Here is a 21,455-nt window from a genome sequence, read left to right as displayed (position 1 = left end):
ACCGGCCTGATATTGAGGGCAGGCAGGTTCGGTTACTTGTGACCTGGGACAGGGGACCAACAGCATCTTCCCTTCTGGTTCTTCGGTATTTCCCGGCAGGTCCGTTGATTGAACTGCACAGCCGGGAAGTGTATGAATTGAACCCCAGCTGAACGGGCAGATTTGCCCGTTAGGCGTCCCGCAAGCCAATGGCCGCATGCATATCGTCGGATATCTGGAATTCTACGCGGATCAAACATTGGTGGGGTGGGCGTTGGCTCCCGGCGCCCCGGGGCAGCGGTTGCTACTCACCGTAGAGGTGGAAGGCGAACTCGCCGCCGCCGGACTCGCCAATATCGATCGGCAGGATGTGGCAAAGGCCGGGCAAGGCGACGGCCGTTGCGGTTTTCGCATTCCCATCCATCTGCCCCCCGGGGCGGCCTTCACTGTCCGTGAGGCAACCACCGGCACCGTGCTGTTCACACAGGCCAATCTGGCAACGGTACCCCCGAACCGGGAGGACGGCGCCGATGACACATGGCTGATTGACGGCCATGTCGATATCGCCATCGGCACATCGATCCGCGGCTGGTGCTGGACCCCCGCCGTTGCCGAGCGCCATCTGGAGGTCGAGGCCCGTATCGACGGCACCATCGTCGCCACCACCATTGCGAACGAGGTACGCGGCGATCTGATCAATGCGGGCATCGGCCGGGGCGATCATGCCTTCACCCTGCCCCTGCCCTATTGGATGATGGATGGGGTGGAACGGCAGATCACCGTAACGGCAAATGGCAACCCGCTGGACGGCAGTCCCATCACCTTCGTGGGTCTGGCGGCGGGGCCGCAGACCCTGCTGGGATCATTGGTGGCGGCCATTCCGCAACCGACGGCCGACACCAAGCGAGTGGCGGCCACGCTTGAATGCTATCTGCGCCACGCGGAAATGGTGATACCCCGCTCCGTCGGCTTCAGCCATTACGAGGAATGGCGTGCCGCACAAATGGAAGGGCACCAGGGAACGACGGCACCGATCCTGCCGGACACCATCGGAGCCGATGGCACATTGCTGCGGTTGCGTGACAGCACGGGTGATATCCTTGCCGTCTTCATCGATGACGGCGTCACCGCCATGCCGCATGCCATTCCGACTTTGCTATCGACCCTGAACAGCAGCGGGGCGGATGCCGTCTATGCCGATGCGCAGGCACCAGGGCCCGGCGGACATCTGCCCTGGTTCCGGCCGGACTGGAGCTACGACCTCTGTCTTGGCCAGGATTATACCCGCGGCGTCTGCCTGATCCGGGAAAAGGTGTTTCCCGACCTCCAGGGGCCGGAAACACTGGCCGGTCTGCGCGTAGCGGCCCTGCTGAATTGCGGGCCGGGGCGCATCCGCCATGTCGCCGAGATCGTCTGTACGCTGGACCGGCCGGCCTCTGCCGCGGCCACGGCCGGCGTGACCCGTGTGGTGCAGGCACACCTGGCCCGCCGGGCGCCTGGGGCCAGTGTGACGATGCTTGATGATCAGAACGGCCTGCGGCGTATCACCTGGCCCCTGCCGACCGAACAGCCGCTGGTCAGTCTGCTGATCCCCACGCGCGACCGGCTGGAACTGCTGCGGACGGCCGTCGACAGCATCATCCAGCGAACACGCTACAATCGTTTTGAAATCATCGTCATCGACAACCAGAGCCGGGAACCGGAGACGCTGGCCTGGCTGCGCGATGCCGAGCAGAGAGGCCGTCTGGAGGTCCTGAGCTACGACGCCCCCTTCAATTTTGCAGCCATGAACAATCTGGCGGCGTCCCGCGCCTCCGGCGATATTCTGGGCTTCATCAACAATGATGTGGAACTGATCAGCCCCGAATGGCTTGAAACCGCCGTCAGCCTGCTGGCACGGCCGGAGGTGGGTGCAGTGGGCGCGCGGCTGCGATTTGCCAACGGCATGATCCAGCATGGCGGCGTGGTCGTGGGTACGGGCGGACTGGCGGAAAACGCCTTCCAGCAGGTGCATGTGGACGATCCCGGCTATTTCCACCGCACGCGCGTCGCCGGCAATTACAGCGCCGTGACCGCCGCCTGCCTGTTCTGCCATCGGGCGGAGTTTCTGGCATTGGGCGGTTTCGATGCGGATAATTTGCCGGTGGCGTTCAACGACGTCGATTTCTGTTTGCGCCTGCGCCAGCACGGCCGGCAAATTGTCTGGAGCCCCGATATCGAACTGTACCATCACGAGAGCGTCAGTCGGGGGCGTGACAACACCCCGGAGAAACGAGCAAGGGCGATGAAAGAGGAACTCCACATGCGCCGCCGCTGGGGCCGCCAGGCACTGCTTGATCCGTTCTACAGCCCGAACCTCAATCTTGATGGTGCCCCGTTCACGGGGCTGGCGGTGCCGCCGCGCCGCCGCTGGGGGACGTCATCTTGATCCAGGGCCATTTCGATTGTATCGCGGGCCGTGATGTCTGCGGCTGGGCCTGGGACCCCGCCAATCCCGACCAGACCGTAGCGGTTCGCGTCCAGGTCGATGGGGAAATCGTGGCGCAAGGGGCCGCGGACCGGCACCGGCCTGATCTGCAGGCCGCCGGCATCAGCGACGGCCACCATGCCTTCTTCATCCCCCTGCCGGATCGGCTTCTGGATGGACGCATGGCGCGGTTGGTCCTTACCGGCGATGATGGCGTGCCGTTGGCCGGAACCCCGGCCACGGTGCAATTGCCCTGTTTCCAGTTCCGGCCGGTGCCGCCCCTGCCGGGTCCGCTGCCGCTGACCCTGTCCATCTGCGCCATCGTCAAGAACGAGGCGCCCTATCTTCTGGAATGGATCGCGCATCACCGGCTGGTGGGGGTCCAGCATTTCGTGCTGTTCGACAATGGCAGCAGTGACGGCACGACGCTGGTGCTGTCCGCCCTGGCACGGGCCGGCATTGTGGATCATGTGCCCTGGCCGGACATCCCGCACGTCGCGGCACAGCGCCCTGCCTATATTGCCGGGCTGGCCCGGTTGGCCGGCCGGTGCCAATGGGTCGCCTTCATCGATGCGGACGAGTTCCTGAACCCGTTGCAGGACGAGACGGTTCCCCAGATCCTGCGCGACTTCGGCACCGCCGCCGGACTGATGGTGCCGTGGCGGCTGTACGGTTCCAATGGCCAGACAACCCAGGAGGATGATCTGGTCATCCGCCGCTTCACCCGCCGTGCCGTGGCGGTGTCGACGCTGAACCACAGCGTCAAGACCATCGTGCAGGCGCGGCTGGTCGGCGTGCCGGATATCCATACGCCGAAAATCACCGATGGCAGCCTGGTCGACGAGTTCGGCCTGATCGGCGGCAGTCAGGGGCACCCCGATCGGCATGCGGTGCCCGATGCCCGCCGGCTGGTGCTGAACCATTATTTCACCAAGTCGCTGGCGGAGTGGCGGCGCAAGCGCGACCGGGGCCAGGCCACCGAAGTGGCGGGCCAGAGCGGCTGGCTGCGCCCGGACAATCATTTTGCCGCCCATGACCTGAACGACGTGGAGGATCTGTCCCTGGCATCCCGCGCGCCGGCGATCCTAGCCGAGATGCAGCGGCTGCGGGAGTGTCTGGCATGACCGCCGGCTTCACCCATCTGGACCGGCTGGAGGCCGACGGCATCCACATCATCCGCGAGGTGGCGGCTCAGTTTCAGAAGCCCGTGATGCTTTATTCCATCGGCAAGGACAGCGCCGTCATGCTGCATCTTGCCATGAAGGCCTTTTTTCCGGCCAAGCCGCCCTTCCCCCTGCTTCATGTCGACACAGGCTGGAAGTTCAAGGAGATGATCGCTTTCCGCGACGCGCTGGCGGCGCGTCTGGGGCTGGAGCTGCTGGTTCATACCAATCCCGACGGGCTGGCGCGGGGCATCGGACCGGTCAGTCACGGATCGGCGGTCCATACCGACGTGATGAAGACGCAAGGGCTGAAGCAGGCACTCGACAAATATGGTTTCGACGCGGCGTTCGGCGGCGCACGCCGCGACGAGGAACGGTCGCGTGCCAAGGAACGCGTCTTTTCCTTCCGCGACCGCAACCATGGCTGGGATCCCCGCAACCAGCGGCCCGAATTGTGGAATCTCTACAATGGCCGGATCAGCCCGGGGGAGAGCATCCGTGCCTTCCCGCTGTCCAACTGGACCGAGCAGGACATCTGGGCCTATATCGCACAGGAAAACATTCCTATTGTTCCGCTTTATTTCGCCAAGCCGCGGCCCGTGGTGGAACGTGACGGCACACTGATCATGGTCGACGACGATCGACTGCCGCTTCATCCGGGGGAGATTCCCCAGATGCGGTGGGTCCGGTTCCGGACCCTGGGCTGCTACCCCCTGACCGGCGCCATCGACAGCCGGGCCGACACGCTGGAGGCCATCCTGGCGGAACTGGCGTCCGCGCGCCTGTCGGAACGACAGGGGCGGTTGATTGATGCCGATGCCGGAGCCTCGATGGAACAGAAGAAGCGCGAGGGCTATTTCTGATGGCCGATCTTCTGCGCTTCATCACCTGCGGTTCCGTCGATGATGGCAAATCCAGCCTGATCGGCCGCCTGCTGCATGATTGCGGCGCGCTGACAGAGGATCAGCTGGACGCGCTCCGTCGTGACAGCGCCCGCCATGGCACGACGGGTGCCGGCAATCTGGACATGGCCCTGCTGGTGGATGGCCTGGCGGCCGAACGCGAACAGGGCATCACCATCGATGTCGCCTACCGCTATTTCGGCACGGCCCGGCGCCGCTTCATCGTCGCCGACACACCGGGACATGAACAATATACGCGCAACATGGCCACCGGTGCATCGACTGCCGACCTGGCCGTGCTGCTGATCGATGCGCGCAAGGGTCTGCTGACGCAGACACGCCGCCACAGTCTGATCCTGTCGCTGATGGGCGTGCGCCACGTCGTACTGGCCGTGAACAAGATGGATGCCGTCGACTGGGACAGGGGCGTCTTCGACGCCATCGTCGCCAATTATCAGACCTATGCGGGCGCGCTGGGCTTCCGTACCATCCAGGCCGTGCCCCTGTCGGCATTGGCGGGTGACAATGTGACCAAGGCGTCCAGCCGGATGCCCTGGTACCCGGGCCCGACCCTTCTGGATCTGCTGGAAACGGCAGATGTCACCGACGGGATCAATGACCAGCCCTGGCGGATGCCGGTGCAGTGGGTGATCCGGCCCGATGCCGATTTCCGTGGTCTGGCCGGAACGCTGGTCAGCGGCGTGGTGCGGGCCGGGGATCCGGTCCGGGTGCTGCCCGGCGGCCGCGACAGCCGGGTGGCCCGAATCGCGACCGCCGATGGCGACCAGGCCGAGGCGCGGGCCGGCCAGGCGGTGACGCTGGTGCTGGCCGACGCCGTGGATGCTGCGCGTGGCGATATCCTGTGCGATCCCGCCCGCCCGCCCGAGGTGACGGATCAGTTCACCGCCCACATCATCTGGATGCACGAACAGCCGCTGCTGCCGGGCCGCGCCTACCTGCTGCGGCTGGGAACGGGCCAGGTCGGGGCCCAGATCACCCATCTGAAATACCGCGTCGATATCCATACCGGAGAGCATCTGGCTGCACAGACATTGGCGCTGAACGATATCGGCCTGTGCAACCTGTCGCTGGACGCCCCGCTGCCCCTGGAACCTTATGCCCGCAATCGGGCCGGCGGCGCCTTCATCCTGATCGACCGGCACAGCAATGCCACGATCGGCTGCGGGATGGTGGTCCATACGCTGCGCCGTGCCGACACTATCCGCTGGCAGCCGATGAAGGTCGACAAGTCCGCGCGTATCGCCCAGGCGGGGCATCGTCCGGCCGTGCTCTGGTTCACCGGCCTGTCGGGGGCCGGCAAATCAACCATCGCCGACAAGGTGGAACAATGGCTGCATGCTGCCGGCTGCCGGACCATGACCCTGGATGGCGACAATATCCGGCATGGGCTGTGCCGCGATCTGGGCTTTACCCCGGCCGACCGCGTGGAGAATATCCGTCGCGTCAGCCATGTGACGCAGCTGATGGTGGATGCCGGGCTGATCGTTCTGGTCAGCCTGATCAGTCCGTTCCGTGATGACCGTGACATGGCACGGGCCATGGTCGCCGCCGGTGAGTTCGTGGAGATCTTCGTCGACACACCCCTGTCCTTGTGCGAAGCCCGCGATCCAAAGGGACTCTACGCCAAGGCGCGGGCCGGCAAGCTGCCCAATTTCACCGGAATCGACAGTCCTTATGAACCGCCGGAGGCGCCGGAAATCCATCTGCGCCCGGGAGATGGCGATGCCGACGCCCAGGCAGCGGTCGTGGTCGACTGGCTGCAGGCGCATGGAATGCTGGCGGCCCGATGATGGTGTCGGCATGGACCCTGTCGAAACGGTGGCCTGCCTCCATGCCCACCGCCCTTGACTTCGAAGGGCCGAACCCCCCAATTTCCGCCAGCGAGGCTGGCCCCCAAGAAGGACCATGATGGTGCAGGCGGAATATGGTGCCCTTGACGACGAAGAGGACGTGACGGCGGCCGGCGCCCACACCATGTTGGAAGGGCTGCTTTACGTCGCACGCTACCACGGGCTGCATCTGTCGCGTGAGCAGGTGATACGGCAATATGCCCGCGACAGCGCCGAGGTGCGGCCATCGGTCATCGTGGCCGCTGCCGACCGCGCCGGGCTGAAGGCCAAGGTCACGCGCATGCGGTTCGAGCATCTGCTGCGCCTGGGGCGCGCCGTGCCGGCGCTGCTGCGCCTGCGCGACGGCAGCGCCCGGCTGCTGATCACGATCCATAATCATGGATCGCCGCCCCTGGTGGTTCTGCGCCATCCCATGGACGGCGCGCAGCCGCAGCCATTCGATATGGTCGGCCTGTCGGAAATCTGGGATGGCGAAGTCATCCTTTTCAAGCGCAAGCATGCCGCCGCCGAAGTCAGCAGCGATTTCAGCCTGGATTGGCTGATCCGCCAACTGGCCAAGGACAAGCGCATCTTCCGTGATGTCGGCCTGTCCGCCCTCGCCCTGTCGATCTTTGCCCTGGTTCCGCCACTGCTGTACTTCGTGGTCGTCAACCGGGTGCTGGTGCATCAGCGGATATCGACCCTGTTCGTCCTGACGGTCGGGGTGGCGTTCGTCATCATTTTCGACACGATCTTCGGCTATCTGCGCCGCTGGCTGGTTGCTGAGGGGTCCGCCCGGACCGATGCCCGTATCAACACCTATATCTTCGACCGGTTGATCGGCCTGCCGATCGAGGTTTTCGAGCATCAGAGCACGGGCACCATCAGCTACAAGGTCGGCGAGGCCAACCGCATCCGCAATTTCCTGACCGGCCAGGTGTTCACGACCTTTCTGGACAGCACCGTCCTGATCGTGCTGCTGCCGGTCATGTTCTACATGCACGCGCCCCTGACCTTCTTCGTGCTGGCCATCGCCGTGATCATGTTCCTGGTGATTGTGCTGTTCCTGCCGTCCGTCGGCCGCGCCTATGCCCGCGTCGTCCGCGCCGAACAGCGCAAAGGGTCGCTGCTGATCGAGACGATCTATGGCATGCGCACCATCAAGACGCTGGCGCTGGAGGGACGGCGCCGGCACCAATGGGATGACGCCGCGTCGGAGGCCGTTCTGGCCCATCGCGAGATGCAGTTCCTGACCAATGTGCCGCAGACCATCCTGCAGCCGCTGGAAAAGCTGATCTATTCCGGCTCGCTGCTGCTTGGCTGCTATCTGGCGCTGACCTCGAAGGAAGGGGCCGTCGCCATCGGCGGACTGGTCGCCTTCACCATGCTGGCCGGCCGCGTGACCCAGCCCTTCATGCAGATCGCCAGCCTGCTGCAATCGGTGCAGGAGGTGCGCGGTGCGCTGGCCCAGGTCGCTTCGCTGGTCAATGTGCCGGCGGAGGACACGCGCTCCACTCACGGCCTGCGGCCGCGCTTTGCCGGCCATATCATGTTCGACGATGTCCGGTTCCGCTATCCGGGGTCACAGACCTATGCGCTGGATCGCGTCTCCTTCAACCTGCCGCCGGGCAGTGTCACCGGCATCATGGGCCGCAGCGGATCGGGCAAGACCACCGTCACCCGCATGCTGCAGGGCCTGCATCAGGATTACGGCGGGCTGATCAAGATCGATGGCACCGATCTGCGCCAGATGGACCTGTCGCATCTGCGCGCCAATCTGGGCGTCGTCCTGCAGGAGAATTTCCTGTTCACGGGCACCATCCGCGAAAATATCGGCATCGCCCGCGCCGACGCGACCTTTGAGGAGGTCATCGAGGCCGCGCGGCTGGCGGGCGCGGAAGAGTTCATCGAGCGGTTGCCGGCCGGCTATGACACCATGCTGACAGAGGGGGCCACCAACCTGTCGGGCGGTCAACGCCAGCGCCTGGCCATCGCCCGCGCCCTGCTGGTGGACCCGCCCATCCTGATCCTGGATGAGGCGACCAGCGCGCTGGACCCGGACAGCGAGGCCATCGTCAACAACAACCTGCGGCACATCGCCGAAGGTCGGACGATGGTTGTCATCTCCCACCGGCTGGCATCGCTGGTCGATTGCGACCAGATCATTGTCATGGACCGCGGCACCGTGATCGACATCGGTACGCACCAGGAACTGGTCGTGCGTTGTCCCATCTACCGGCACCTCTGGTTCCAGCAGAACAGACACCAGTCCCCGCCCACCGGAGCAAGCAGCCATGAACGGTCGATCACTGGTCCTGCGTCCTGACGCGCGGACCGAAAGCGCCGATCAGGACATTAATGATTTCCAGTCCCATATGGCGGAAATCACCGGCGCGCCCTATCCGCGGCGCGTGCGCATCACGGTGCATGTGCTGCTGGCCATGCTGGTGGTCGCCATCACGGCCAGTTCTGTGCTGCAGCTGGACCGCGTCGTGACCGGCATGGGCCGTCTGGTGTCCCGCAGCCCGACCCTGCTGGTCCAGCCGCTGGAGCCGTCCGTCCTGCGCCAGATCCATGTCCGGCCGGGCAATGTGGTGGCAAAGGGTGATCTGCTGGCGACATTGGACCCCACCATCTCCACCGCCGACGTGACGAAGCTCGTCTCCACCCAGGACGCCCTGCGCATGCAGATCGCCCGTCTGGAGGCGGAGCAGAACGGCACGGACCTGCCCAAACCAGCAGACGATGACGAGGCGGCCAAGACGCAATATTCCATCTGGAAATCCCGCATCGCCGAACGTAACGCCCGCGTCGCCGTCTTCGAGCAGAAGATGCAGGCGACAACCGGCCTCATCGAAAGCGGCCTGCGCGATGCGGAGCATTTCCGGTCCCGCCTGAAGGTCAGCGACGAGATCGAGCAGATGCGCTCCGAACTGGCACGCAAGGAGGTGGGCAGCCGGCTCAACGTGCTTCTGGCCCAGGACACCAAGGCGGAAATCGCCCGCAACCTGTCCAACAGCGAACAGCAGGTGCGTACCTCCCGGCATGAACTGGAAAGCCTTCAGGCCGAACGTGAAGCCTATCTGCAGGAATGGCGCTCCAGCCTGACCAAGGAACTGGTGGCCCGCCGCAGCGAGCTGGCGCAGGTGGAGGAGGATCTGGGCAAGGCGCAGTTCCGGCGCGGTCTGGTTGAATTGCGTGCCGTGGCCGATGCAACCGTCGTCAGTGTTGCCGATGCCGGCCCCGGCTCGGTGATCCCGTCGGGAGAGATCATTGTCAGCCTGATGCCGGCCAACGCCACCCTGGAAGTCGAAGCCGACGTGCAGGGCATGGACCAGGGCTTCGTCAAGGTCGGCGACGAGGTGCAGGTGAAGCTGGATGCCTATGACTTCACCCGCTATGGCACCGTCCGGGCGGAGGTCCGTTCGATCAGCGAGGACAGCTTTACCCAGAAGGATGACGGCACCGTGGCGCAGCAGCGCTATTACAAGGTGCGGGCGGAGATCAAGTCGGTGGACCTGCGCAATGTGCCGGACACGATCCGCCTGATCCCCGGCATGCCGCTGCAGGCCGATATCGTGGTCGGCCGCCGTCCGATCATCGCCAGCCTGCTGGACAAGGTCATCGCCAACACCATGGAAGGGATGCGGGAGCCCTGACATAAGGTCGCGCCTTCCCACCTGCTGCCGGCACGCGGCGGGTGGGGGTGCCGTTCCTGGATCAAGGGCCGGCCAAGCCCGCGGATGCTCATTGTAAGCTCTTGGTAAGGCTGATAAAATGTTCGTTGTTCGGTCTTGTCGCAAGATACCGAGGGCAGTTTGCCATTTCGATAGAATGAAAGACCATGACAATAATTAAATTAATCAAATATTCCTGGGCAAACGCCCCTGACATTTACGACTATGCTCGCGCGCGCACGACGGCATTATTCAAGCCCAATCATGTCCGGCGCCGCTGGGATGGCGATGTATCGCTGCAAGGGGCCAAGCGTGTTGCTGTTTTCAATCATTTCGACACACATGGCGTCGTTCATGACTATGTCGAATATTATATCCAGGAAATGCAGAAGGCCGGATTCGCCGTCATTTTCACGTCGAACTCGCCGAAATTCCCTGAAAGCAGCGTCAAGCAGCTGAAGCCTTTGGTATCGAAGATCATCTGGCGTGCAAATGTCGGCTATGATTTCGGCGCCTTCAAGGACGGTATCGCCGCCATTCCGGATTCCCAGGCGCTGGACATGCTGCTGGTCACCAATGACAGCATGTACGGGCCATTGCGGGATCTGCCGGACATCATTGCGGAATCGGATCCCTCCCAGGCGGATGTCTGGGGCATTACCGACTGTTGGGACCGTCAGTTCCACCTGCAAAGCTACTTCCTGCTGTTCCACCCCAAGGCGCTGCGCAGCAAGGCCTTCCAGCAGTTCTGGAAGCGCCTGCCCTATTACCAGCGCAAACGGTGGGTGGTCCGGTATGGTGAAATCGGCCTGACGCCGTACTTGCAGCGCTATGGCCTGCGCTGCCAGGCGCTGGTTCCCTATCGCCAGACGGTCAGCACGCTGGCCCCGCGGATCGAATCCTATCTGGAGGAAACCAAGCCGGACGAGGATCCGATCCGTTATCGCTATCTGGAAACCATTGCCCGCGCCATCCGCGATGGCGTGCCGCTGAACCAGACCCATTTCTTCTGGGATCACCTGCTGGGGCCGGCGCGCTGCCCCTTCATCAAGCGCGACCTGCTGCAGCACAACCCGATGGCCATCCCGTTCCTGCACCATTGGGAGCGCATCCTGGCCGGCCATTCCCAGTATGACAGCCGGTTGATCGTCCGCCATCTGGAACGGACGATGCGCAATCGCGTCTATTGACGGCCCGCCGCCATGGCGATCAGCGCATCGTTGATCGCCGATGGCGTCATCTCCAGGGACAGCAATATCCCCTTTCCATAGGCGCGCAGCCGTTCAGCCTGCGCGCCCAGATCAAACGTGGCCACCGGCAGCCCGGTCGAGAACAGGTGCGTCAGCGCGTAGCACCAGGTCTCTGGCCAGGTTGAGGGCAGGAAACCCGCATGCGGCGCCAGCCGCGCCAACAGGCCCGGCGCCTCCCCCTCCTCATAGGGGCCTGTGACATCCACCCGTCCGGTATCAAACAGCGCCGCGTCATCCAGCGTATAGCCCATGACGATGAAGCGCAGCGGCAAGTCGCGGGCAGCCGCGTCCAAGGCGCAGGCCAGCAGCAGGGCGAAACCCTTGGGCGGACCGATCGCCCCCGCAATCAGCACCGACCAGGGACGCTGATCCGGATCGGCCCTCACCACCGGGCCAACGATCGGCGCGGTCCCGTCCTCAATTGCGACCATCTGCACCGGCGCGCCGGGCGCATAACGGACGATTCGCCGGGCGCTGTCGGGCGTGGCGCAATCGACAGCATCCGCGCCCTCCAGCACCCGGCGCGTGCCGTCACGCCATTGGGCGACCGAGACATCAATTCCCAGCAGATCGCCGTTATCGATCACGCATTGCTCGCAACCGGTCACGTCTGGTTCGCCGCAATAACGGCCATCCTGCGTTGTCAGGGTGATGCGGGGGCATATCCATGCGTAATCGTGCAGATGCACGCGATAGGGGAACCAGCCGGTCAGACGGGACAGGACCGGCAGATCCAGATTGAACAGATGGTGGATTTCCATCCGTTCAACACCCAACCGACGCAGATCGGCCCGCAGATCAGCCAACCCGTCCGCCAGGTCATAGACCAGATTGGGCAGGTCCGGCCGGCCGGGCACCTCCAGACGCAGCGAACGCGCACCCTCCGCTGTCCGTTCCGGGCGCAGGATCAATGTCGACACACACGCCGCTGCACACCGCGCGACGCGCGCGGTGACGAACCGGTCCGTCCCGCCCCCCAGTGTGGCGCAGACCAGCAGCAGCGGGAAAATCGTCCCCTGCCCCACCAACCGGGCAATATCCAGCTGGCGCCGGGCCGCGGCCAGCGGGTCAGCCGCCAGGAAACACTGAATTTCCTGCTCATAGCCAGGGTAGCGCTGTTCCAGAATCGCCAAGGCGTTGCGGATGCGACTCTGCTTCTCCGGACCGAAGGAGCCGCCGCCGACATGACCGACGAAAACATCCAGTGCCAGCACATGCCGCCAGCCCAGGGCCGTCGCCCGCAGGCAGAAATCATTCTCCTCGCCATAGCCCGTGCCGAAGGCCACCGCATCGAACCAGCCGGTCCGGTCCAGGCAATCCCGGCGGATATACATGCAGAAGCCGACCGCGGTCGGTATCGGCGCGACTTGTCCGGCAAGCGCCGTCTGGGCCACGCTGTCCAGCCCGGCCGGATCGACCTGATCCAGCGGCGTGCGGTCATTTCCGGTGGGATAGGAACAGATGGTCGCATCGTTGGACCAGGGCGTGGCCGTGCCGATATCCGATGAAAGATAGGCCGCCGCGCGCAGGCGACGCAACCAGCCTGCGGAAACGATGGTGTCTGCATTCAGCAGTACCACATCCCGGTCCGCGGATACGGCCATGCCGATATTGACGCTGCGCACGAAGCCCAGATTGCCGTGGTTGCGGCGCAGCATGATATGCCCGGCTCTGGCCAAACCATCCAGGAATGGCACCAGGGCCGGGATGGGTCCGGCATCATCGACGGCGATAATCCGCATCGGTGCGCCGGCATCATTTTCCAGCAGAGCCGCAAAGCACGCCCGCGTCGCCGCCTCGTCCCCATAGACGGGGACAATCACGTCGACAACATCATCTGTCCGCCCCCGCGACGCGGCCTGCGCCCCGGCGGGCAGATGCAGGGGTTCCCCCGTCAGTTCGAACAGCAGCCGGGGGCGGGCGATGTCATTCGGCACCGGTACCGACAGAAGGGGGGCATCCAGCAGGTCCGCGATGGGCTGACCACCGGGAGGGACAGAAACATGGCGCGACAGCAGCCGGTCCCCGTCCAGCAGCAATAGCGCTACCGGCCGGCCCGGTGCGGCCAGATCCAGCACGCGGGCCTGCCAGTGCCCATCTTCCCGTTCCTCGACCAAGCCCGTCAGCCGCGGCGGCCGCAAGCTCACGGCATCGATTGCCGGGCCCACTGCCTGCCCATCGACCAGCACCAGCGGATCAATGATGCCGCGCAAAGGCTCCGGCAGGCGAATCGCCACGACACGGACGCCATCACCCGATGCGGCCAGGGATTGATCGGCCAGAATCAGGCCCTGCCAGACCATCGCCAGTCGCTGCGCTGTCGGCGGCAGGATGCAATGCACTGTACGCCCGGCGATATAGGTCAGGGGTGCGCCGGCGCGCGCCACCTGATCCATCAACTTGCGAATGGCATCGACATCGGTTTCCGCGTGCCAGGACAAAGCGGCGAGGACGGAGCCATCAATTACGCCCAGTCCGAGCAGGCCCTTGGCCGCCGTGAGGTGATAGGGATCGAGCGTCAATACCCGCCGCAGCAGATGACGGGCCTCCTCGGCATCGCCACAGCAGAACCGCATAGTGGCAACCACGGTAAGGTCATCGGCAGCGGCCGGTACCAGACGACCAAGATATTCGCCCAGCAGCCGGGCCCTGTCATGATCGCCTCTGGCAAGCGCTTCCAGCAGTTCGGTCCGCAGACGTAGGCGCAACGGCACGGCCGCAGCCCCCACCTGCTGCGTATCAGGTTTCGCCTGCGGATCCTGTCCCTGGGCCATCAGCGTGCGACGATGGCAACGCGCACGGCAATCAGCGGGTCCTGAGGTTGTGGCGATCGGCACGGCTCGCCATCGGCGGCTTCCATTTCACCATGCCGAAGGAAGCGGGCGCCATAGATGACCCGATGTGTCTGGGACAGCGGCGGCATCAGCCGGAACGCGATGCCTGACAGCGGCCGTCCACCCGGCGTTCCCAGAAGCAGAGGCGACGATGTCCAGTTACCGTCACTGGACGAAGAGCCCGGCACCCGATATTGCAGCAACTGTCCGACCGATGCGCTGGTCTCGACATGCAGCGCCTCTATCCAGAAGGGCGCATCCTCTGCGGCGGCCCATTGGCCCGCGGCAAAGCTGACGGGGCCGACCTGCTGGATATGGGCATGCAGCCGCAGGCCCACCTGGGCAGCGGGGATGACATTGTTCAGCCGCTTGATCTCCAGATCCAGGCAAACCTGCAATTCAGAGCCGAACAGGTAATTTGTGATCAGAAGCGGGGCCGGACCGGCCGGCACCACCAGCACAGCCTGCCCCGTTCCATTCAGCCAGGCCGCATTGACCAGTTCGCCATTCTGCAGAAACTTCAATCCGGCCGTGCCGGGCTGAGGCAGGCAGGACAACTGCGCCGCGGGGAAGCTGACACCATTGACCACCCGATCCGGCTGGGCCCGCGGGCGCACCGAGACCAGATAAAGCCCCTCCGGCAAGGCCAGCACCTGGCTGGAAGAACGAAAGCGTTCCGCATTCACCTCCCGCTCGCCCGCGGGTGTCACTGCATTCTCTGTCGTCATCGCCTGCGCACCGGTTCTGCAATGGCTCATCGTAGCAATTTGCTGCGATTCCACAAAAGGAAATGGCGGGACAAAGCCCGCCATTTCCCTTCACTTCGGCAACGGTGAGGGTTACTTCACCGTGAACCAGCTCAGATTGATGTTGGTCACGCCGACAACCGTGATGGTCGAGCCATCGGGCAACGTCAGGACGGTGTTGCCACCGGACACGGTCGCATTGTTGATCAGCGACAGCAGGTCCAGCGTCCCGCCCGCCCCGTAATTGGTGCTGGAGAAGGCCAGCGTATCCTTGGTCGGATCGAAGCCAACAACACGGTCGCTGCCATCGCCCGGCTGGAAGACGATAATGTCGTTGCCCGCACCGGCGGTCAGCGTATCGTTACCAGCTTCACCCAGCATGACGCCGCCACCGGCACCGGCCACAATGCTGTCCGCACCGGCGCCACCGCCCAGGGTCGAGGAACCCGTACCACCGATCAGCGTATCGGCACCGGCACCGCCGTTGGCGACACCGAACTCGCCCAGCTGCACCTGGTCGTTACCACCGCCACCGATGATCGAGTCGTTACCGACACCACCAACGACGGTCAGGGCGACAGTGCTGTTTGCGTTGCCAACGACGAAGCTGGAGCCGGCATCACCGACGATCAGGCTGGTGCCCGTGCCGGCGAAGAGAGACACGACCTGATTATTGGACGTCCCCGACAGGACGATGTTCTGGACCCGGTCATCAATCACGACGTTGCTGATGGAACCAGAACCGCCAGACGGGGCGGTAATCTGCACCAATTCATTCGCGGCACCGGTCGAGGTGATAACCGAATTGGTGATGTTCGTGGAGCGGATGTTACCGATCAGAACTTCCTCGGCCCCCGTAACCGCGGTCGGCGTCAAGGTAACCTGCTGAAGTACGACCGCCTGGCCGGAACTCTGCGTGTTCAGAACCGATGCAATGAACTGGTTCTCCGTCGCCGTCAGACCGATCGTCGCTACCGTTGCACCACCCGTCAATGTCGCCATCGCAACCCCCACCTATCGCAAAAATTATCTACACCAACCGCCTAATGCCTTGGCGACTTCCGGGCCAAGCCTACCCAACGGACTACGCTGAGATTTCTCGAAAACTTTAGCAGTCATCCCCACCTGATGCAACCTCATTGATGCGTCGCATCCTTACCCAGATGTTAACGGATTCATCCCGGCATTTGGCACCCCGCCCCCGGCCGTCGCGGCGGCCAGCCCAGAATCTCCGGTAATAACAAGGACTTGAGCCATCGCCCCGGCCTGTGCGCCGCAGGCAGCCTCCCATCAGTATGACCTTCGGCCTAGTCCTCTTTACAGACACATCACAAGCCAAACAGTTGCATCAACCTAGCCCACCCCGCCTATCTCGCAGATGCAGCAATCTCCAAAGCGGTAGCCACCGGTGCATCATCCGCCAGGGACGGGTCTTCCCAGGCAGCAAACAGCCCCCGCGCTTCCGCAAATGCCCCCAGCAGAACCAGCCGAATCAGGGCCAGTTTGCGCGCGTGACGAATCGTTGTCGCCGACCGGGCCGCCCGGGGCGAAAGCCAGATGTCCCGCAAGGCGCGATGGACGGCGTCCGGATTCGCGGCGTTCTGGATGGGCGCGAACACGGACTCCGCCGCCTGCGGCACCGCCGGCCCGGCCGACCGGGCGATCTGCAGGGCATTGCTCACCGACGTATCGTCCGCCAGGGACGGATCGTCACAGATCTCGAGCAGATAGCGAGCCTCCGCGAACTCACGCAGCTGCACCAGTCGGATCAGGGCGATGCGGCGTGCGTGACGGACGGAACAGACGGCCTCTGCCGCATGGGGAGTCGCCCAGATATCCCACAGGGCCTGACGCAGCTCCTCGGCGTCCTGTGCCGCGGCCAGGGCCTGGAGGGCGGGTACCGGCTCTGTGGGCAGCCCGTTGCGCAACAAGGTCCACAGCAGGGCCAGTTCATCCGGCGCGGACGGACGCGGACACAAGCCCTGCCAGAGCAGGGCCGGGTCATGGCGGGCCCGCAGGTCCCGGCAGATATCCGCGCGCAGCCGGCGGCGGAAGCCGTCGGGCAGCATCAGCCCATGGCTGTCGTCCCCGGATTCGATGCTGGACAGCAGCGTCGCCATGTCGGCGCCGGCCCCGATCCCCGCCGACAGCGTCAGATGGGTTGCCGCCATGGTCAGCAGTTCGGTTTCGCCATCATCCATGCCGGTGGGCAGGATTGCGGCGCGCAGGGAAGCGCCGGCCAGCGCCGCGACGGCAGCGAAACGGGCGGCCAGACGCGGATCGCCCTCTGCATTATTGGCCAGCACGGCCCGGAAATAGAAAAGACCAGTAATGTTCCCGGGAAGAATCTTCAGCCAGTCGAAGAACCCGACACCCCTCTCCGGTACCGGCAGCGTCTCCGGCTGTCGCAGGTCGATGCCGAACCGCGCGACCGCCTGATCAGCCAGCGCCTCGAACTGTGCCATGGCTGCCGCCGTCTGACCGGCATTCACCAGTTCCTTCAGCAGGCGATAGCGCAACCCCGACAACAAGGCCGGCGAGAGGTCGGGCGTGTCGATCCGCTTTCGCAGATATTGCAGAAAGCGATCCGGGTCGAGCGGCACGATCGGCGGCAATGGCGCATCGGAGGCATAGGCGCGGATCTGCGCGCCGCAGACATCCACCTGCACATACCCGAAACCGACTCGTTTCAGCGCGATTTCCATTCCCAGGGCGCTGAACAGGGTCAGGTGCAACCCCGGACTGGCGATCGGCGCCAGCATGCCGGGGGTCGTGCCGACATTCAGCGCCGCGCCGTCCGGCGTGGTCAGAACGGCCACGCCCCGACTTCCCACCGCGCGCCGCATGGAGGCCAGGAATGCCGATGGTTCGGGGATATGCTCAACCACTTCCGACGCATAGGCGATGTCGTAGGGCTCCGTCATCGGCACATCGTCGGTCCAATAGTCGCGAACGATGTCCAGGCCGAGATGATCCCGCCCCAGGGCTGCCAGGCCGGACGGGTCATATCCCTTGGCCGTCCATCCCAGCACCTGCTGGACATAGTCGCTGGCAAAGCCATAGCCGCCACCGATTTCCAGCATGCGCCGACCCGGCCCCGGCTCGGCGAATCCCAGCGGTTCCAGCATGGGGCGCAGCCCCGCCCCTTGTTCCAGATAGAAATCCAGCACGACCCCGCCGGGCGCCTCCTCCCCCCGGTAATCCGCGCCCTGGCGGTCGCTGGAAAACCGGGTGCCGCATCCGGCACATTCCAGAATGCGCCAGTCGGCGCCGGCCGGTCCGGCACCGGGGATGACCAGCACCGGCCGATGGGGGCCAGGGTCCCGACAAACCGGGCACACGCAATCAACCGCCTCGACATCTTCTTGTTGCCACAGGAAATGCACGGGGTCACTCCGGAAAATCATCGGGGAAGCAAGAGGTCGTTCTGGACCAACGCGCCATAGCTTTAGAAGGTGTGGCCACAACAGGAAAGCAAATCTCTTGCGGGACGCCAATCGGCTGGGCCACGCTGTGGGCAAGGCGCGGGGATGGGACGATGTTCAGGATACTATTTCTGCATAAGGATTTTCCGGGACAGTTCGTGCATCTGGCCCGGTACCTGGCAGCACAGCCGGGTATCGAGGTCCGGGCCCTGGCCAGTGATCCCGTCATGGACGTGCCCGGCGTCCAGCTTCACCGCTACGTGGCGGAGGTCGGTGCCGACAGTCGCCCCCATCCCTATCTGTTCCTGTCCGACCGGGCCATGTGGCGCGGGCAGGCGGTGCTGGCCAACTGCGTGCTGCTGGATCGGCAGGGCTACCGGCCGGACCTGATCATCGGGCATAATGGCTGGGGCGAGATCCTGTTCCTCAAGGAAGTCTGGCCCAATGTGCCATTGATCGGCTATTTCGAGTTCTACTATCACGGCACTGGTGCCGATGTCGGCTTCGACCCGGAATTTCCCGCCAGCTTGAATGACCGGGCGCGGGTCCGGGCCATGAACGCCACCAATCTGCTGGGGCTGGCCACGGTTGACCGGGGCGTCAGCCCCACCCGCTGGCAGCGTGACCTGCATCCCCCGGCCTTCCGGGACGCGCTGGCGCTGCTGCATGAGGGCATCGACACGGTCAGGGCCAGTCCGGGTCCGGCGAAACCGCTGGCTTTGCCTGATGGACGCGTGCTTGACGGGTCGCGGCCCATCCTCACCTATGTGGCGCGGGATCTGGAACCTTATCGCGGCTTTCACACCCTGATGCGGGCCGCCCCGGCCATTCTTTCCCGGCACCCGGCGACGGATCTGGTGATTGTCGGCGGCGACGGCACCTCCTATGGTCCGCCGCCTGCGGATGGCGGCGGCTGGCGGGAGCGGATGCTGGCGGAACTGGCCGGCACACTGCCGCTGGACCGCGTGCATTTGGACCGCGTGCATTTCATAGGGCGGCTGGCCTATGATGATTTCATCAATCTGATGCGCCTCAGCACCCTGCATCTCTATCTGACCTACCCGTTCGTGCTCAGCTGGTCGATGCTGGAGGCCATGGCCTGCGGCGCGCCGCTTCTGGCCTCCGCAACAGCACCGGTGGAGGAGGTGGTGGCGCACGGGCAGAATGGATTGCTGGTACGGTTCCCGGATCCTGCCGCGTTGGCGGACGGCGTTTCAGCCGCGCTGGCCCTGCCCGCCGAAACGCGGTCAGCCCTGGGAGCGGCAGGCCGGCAGACGGTGCTGGACCGGTATGACCTGACCGGCATCGCCCTTCCGGCCTGGCTGTCGCTGCTGCGCCGGGACGGAAATCTGCCGATCTGACCCTGCCCCCTTTGCGGGGCGGGCCGCATCCGCTAGACCTTGCGCCTTGCACGCTGCCATCGGCAAGGTGCGTTCCGAACCATCGCCCCCTGCTTGTCCCGCCCCGAAAGGTGGAAACATCCCGTGTCGGTAAACAAACCCCAGAAGTCCTTGATGCGCCGGGCAATCGACAAGCTGGGCGGATCGTTGTTGCAGCGCGGCACCCAGGCGGCACGCAAGGGCAAGCTGTCGGATGCCACGCGGCTGTGGCACCAGGGCGCGCAGGAGGGCGACCCCCATTGCCAGCTGGCCCTGGCCAATGCCCTGGCCCAGGGGCAGGGCGTGCTGCGTTCGGTACGCAATGCCTATCGCTGGTTCGAGGAGGCCGCAAAGGCGGGCCTGCCCGCCGCACAGGCCCAGCTTGCCGTGTTCCATGCCAATGGTGTCGGGGAGGTGGCCGACCAGGATGCCGAGGGGGACGGTGGCAGCCGCCATCAGGACAAGCTGCGTCAGCCCTTCTTTCTGCCGCGTGACGATGCCAAGGCGCGATACTGGGCCCGGCTGGCGGCAGAACAGGGGCATGTCGATGCCCAGGTGCTGCTGGGCTGGCTGCTGAACCGCGATGCCGGCGAGCAGGCGCCGCGCCTGCCGGCCGAGGCTGCGGAATGGTACAGAAGGGCCGCCGAGGCCGGCAACGCCCAGGCCATGGTCGGATTGGGGGGGCTGATCGCCGACGGCCAGGTGCCGGGCAAGGATGTGGCCGACGCCTACCGGCTCTACGAACAGGCGGCAGCCCAGGACAATGCCACGGCCTATTATCTGGTGGGCGCGCACCTTCTGCATGGGGTGGGGGTGGAAGCCGATCCGGTCGCTGCCCGCAAATGGCTGTTGAAGGCCGCCGACGCCGGGATCGTCGCGGCGATGCAGACTTTGGGCCGGATCTATCTTCACGGCATCGCCACCAGCGTCGATATCAGCCAGGCGGAAACCTGGATTCGCCGCGCCGCGTTGAAGGGCGATGTCGACAGCATGGCCATTCTGGCCGAGTTGCACGCCACGGGACAGGCCGGCATCCCGAACAAGGCCGAGGCCATCGTCTGGTACACCGCCGCGGCCGAGCGCGACCACCCGGGCGCCGTGCTGGCCATCGGGCTGGCCCACCTGACGGGTGACCATGTGCCGGCCGATCCCGAACGCGCCGTGTCCTATTTCGAGCGGGCGGCCGAGCGTCTGCCGGAGGCGCTTTTCCGGCTCGCGATCTGTCATCTGGACGGTACCGGCGTGCCGCAGGACGAGGAAAAGGCCGCGCAGCTGATGATGAAGGCCGCAGGGCAGCAGCACGCGAACGCGCTCTATAATTTTGGTGTGCTGCTGTATCACGGGCGCGGCGTGCCGCAAGACCAGGAGGCGGCGCGGCGCTGCTACGAGGCGGCGGCCAACATCGGCAGCGCGTCGGCGCAGTTCCGGCTGGCCCATGCCCACACGCTGGGCGAAGAATATGCGGAGGATCCGGACCGGGCCATCGAGCTGTTCACGGCCGCCGCCGCACAGAACCATTGCGCCGCCCAGGTCAATCTGGCGCGTATGCTGCTGAAGCACCGGCCGGACGACCGCCCGGCCCTGGACAAGGTCCGCGGGCAGCTCGCGCGCTGGACCGAGAAGGAGGTGCCGTCGGTCCTCACCGTGCTGGCCGAGCTGGCTTGGCGCCTGGACCGGGACGCGGCGACGGCCAAGGCACTGTTGGACCGCGCCGAGGCTCTGGCCGACCCCCATGTCAACTATGTTCGGGAAATGATCAGCCAGGACACGATATAATACAATC

At 64.8% G+C, this 21,455-nt stretch carries 13 protein-coding genes; 9 read left to right on the top strand and 4 right to left on the bottom strand.

Annotated elements, in window-relative coordinates; translation table 11 throughout:
* Positions 1-280 precede the first annotated feature (280 nt).
* The 7 genes from ACODTW_RS20255 to ACODTW_RS20225 all read left to right on the top strand — a co-directional run bounded on the left by ACODTW_RS20255 (position 281) and on the right by ACODTW_RS20225 (position 11,228).
* Complete coding sequence (locus ACODTW_RS20255) at positions 281-2,407, top strand: glycosyltransferase family 2 protein (protein WP_488947888.1); 2,127 nt, start codon at positions 281-283, stop codon at positions 2,405-2,407.
* Entirely contained in the window at positions 2,404-3,570 is a 1,167-nt protein-coding gene (locus ACODTW_RS20250) for a glycosyltransferase family 2 protein (protein WP_488947887.1), read from the top strand. The genes ACODTW_RS20255 and ACODTW_RS20250 overlap by 4 nt, the downstream gene beginning before the upstream one ends.
* Positions 3,567-4,472 (top strand): sulfate adenylyltransferase subunit CysD, encoded by a 906-nt coding sequence (cysD, locus tag ACODTW_RS20245; RefSeq protein ID WP_488947886.1) that lies wholly within the window; start codon positions 3,567-3,569, stop codon positions 4,470-4,472. Before ACODTW_RS20250 ends, cysD begins: the two co-directional genes overlap by 4 nt.
* The gene (gene cysN / locus ACODTW_RS20240) at positions 4,472-6,322 is read left to right on the top strand and encodes a sulfate adenylyltransferase subunit CysN (protein ID WP_488947885.1); all 1,851 of its coding nucleotides are present in this window, start codon (positions 4,472-4,474) and stop codon (positions 6,320-6,322) included. Before cysD ends, cysN begins: the two co-directional genes overlap by 1 nt.
* A 115-nt stretch (positions 6,323-6,437) precedes the next feature.
* Positions 6,438-8,687, top strand: a complete 2,250-nt coding sequence (locus ACODTW_RS20235) for a peptidase domain-containing ABC transporter (protein WP_488947884.1) — start codon at positions 6,438-6,440, stop codon at positions 8,685-8,687.
* Positions 8,656-10,020 carry an HlyD family type I secretion periplasmic adaptor subunit gene (locus ACODTW_RS20230; RefSeq protein WP_488947883.1) on the top strand — a complete coding sequence of 455 codons (1,365 nt, stop codon included), beginning with the start codon at positions 8,656-8,658 and terminating at the stop codon, positions 10,018-10,020. Before ACODTW_RS20235 ends, ACODTW_RS20230 begins: the two co-directional genes overlap by 32 nt.
* A gap of 401 nt (positions 10,021-10,421) precedes the next feature.
* Entirely contained in the window at positions 10,422-11,228 is an 807-nt protein-coding gene (locus ACODTW_RS20225) for a rhamnan synthesis F family protein (RefSeq protein ID WP_488947882.1), read from the top strand.
* Here the strand turns inward: ACODTW_RS20225 and ACODTW_RS20220 are convergent.
* From ACODTW_RS20220 to ACODTW_RS20205, 4 genes are all read right to left on the bottom strand, one after another.
* Positions 11,222-14,062, bottom strand: a complete 2,841-nt coding sequence (locus tag ACODTW_RS20220; protein ID WP_488947881.1) for a glycosyltransferase — start codon at positions 14,060-14,062, stop codon at positions 11,222-11,224. The two genes, ACODTW_RS20225 and ACODTW_RS20220, sit on opposite strands and share 7 nt — an antisense overlap.
* A complete protein-coding gene (locus ACODTW_RS20215; RefSeq protein WP_488947880.1) occupies positions 14,062-14,850 on the bottom strand; it encodes a hypothetical protein in 789 nt (262 codons plus the stop codon). The genes ACODTW_RS20220 and ACODTW_RS20215 overlap by 1 nt, the downstream gene beginning before the upstream one ends.
* 111 nt (positions 14,851-14,961) lie before the next feature.
* Positions 14,962-15,870 carry a calcium-binding protein gene (locus tag ACODTW_RS20210; protein ID WP_488947879.1) on the bottom strand — a complete coding sequence of 303 codons (909 nt, stop codon included), beginning with the start codon at positions 15,868-15,870 and terminating at the stop codon, positions 14,962-14,964.
* Between the two features lie 365 nt (positions 15,871-16,235).
* Positions 16,236-18,170: a class I SAM-dependent methyltransferase gene (locus ACODTW_RS20205; RefSeq protein WP_488947878.1), complete on the bottom strand. Its 1,935-nt coding sequence runs from the start codon at positions 18,168-18,170 to the stop codon at positions 16,236-16,238.
* Between the two features lie 236 nt (positions 18,171-18,406).
* On the opposite strand from ACODTW_RS20205, the gene ACODTW_RS20200 reads away from it, so the two are divergent.
* A complete protein-coding gene (locus ACODTW_RS20200) occupies positions 18,407-19,654 on the top strand; it encodes a glycosyltransferase family 4 protein (protein ID WP_488947877.1) in 1,248 nt (415 codons plus the stop codon).
* Positions 19,655-19,807: 153 nt separating this feature from the next.
* Entirely contained in the window at positions 19,808-21,448 is a 1,641-nt protein-coding gene (locus tag ACODTW_RS20195; protein ID WP_488947876.1) for a tetratricopeptide repeat protein, read from the top strand.
* The last annotated feature ends 7 nt before the right edge of the window (positions 21,449-21,455 follow it).

The organism is Niveispirillum sp. FG148, assembly GCF_057809655.1.
The sequence above is the reverse complement of the archived record's forward strand: the minus strand, read 5'-3'. Positions and strand labels throughout refer to the sequence as shown.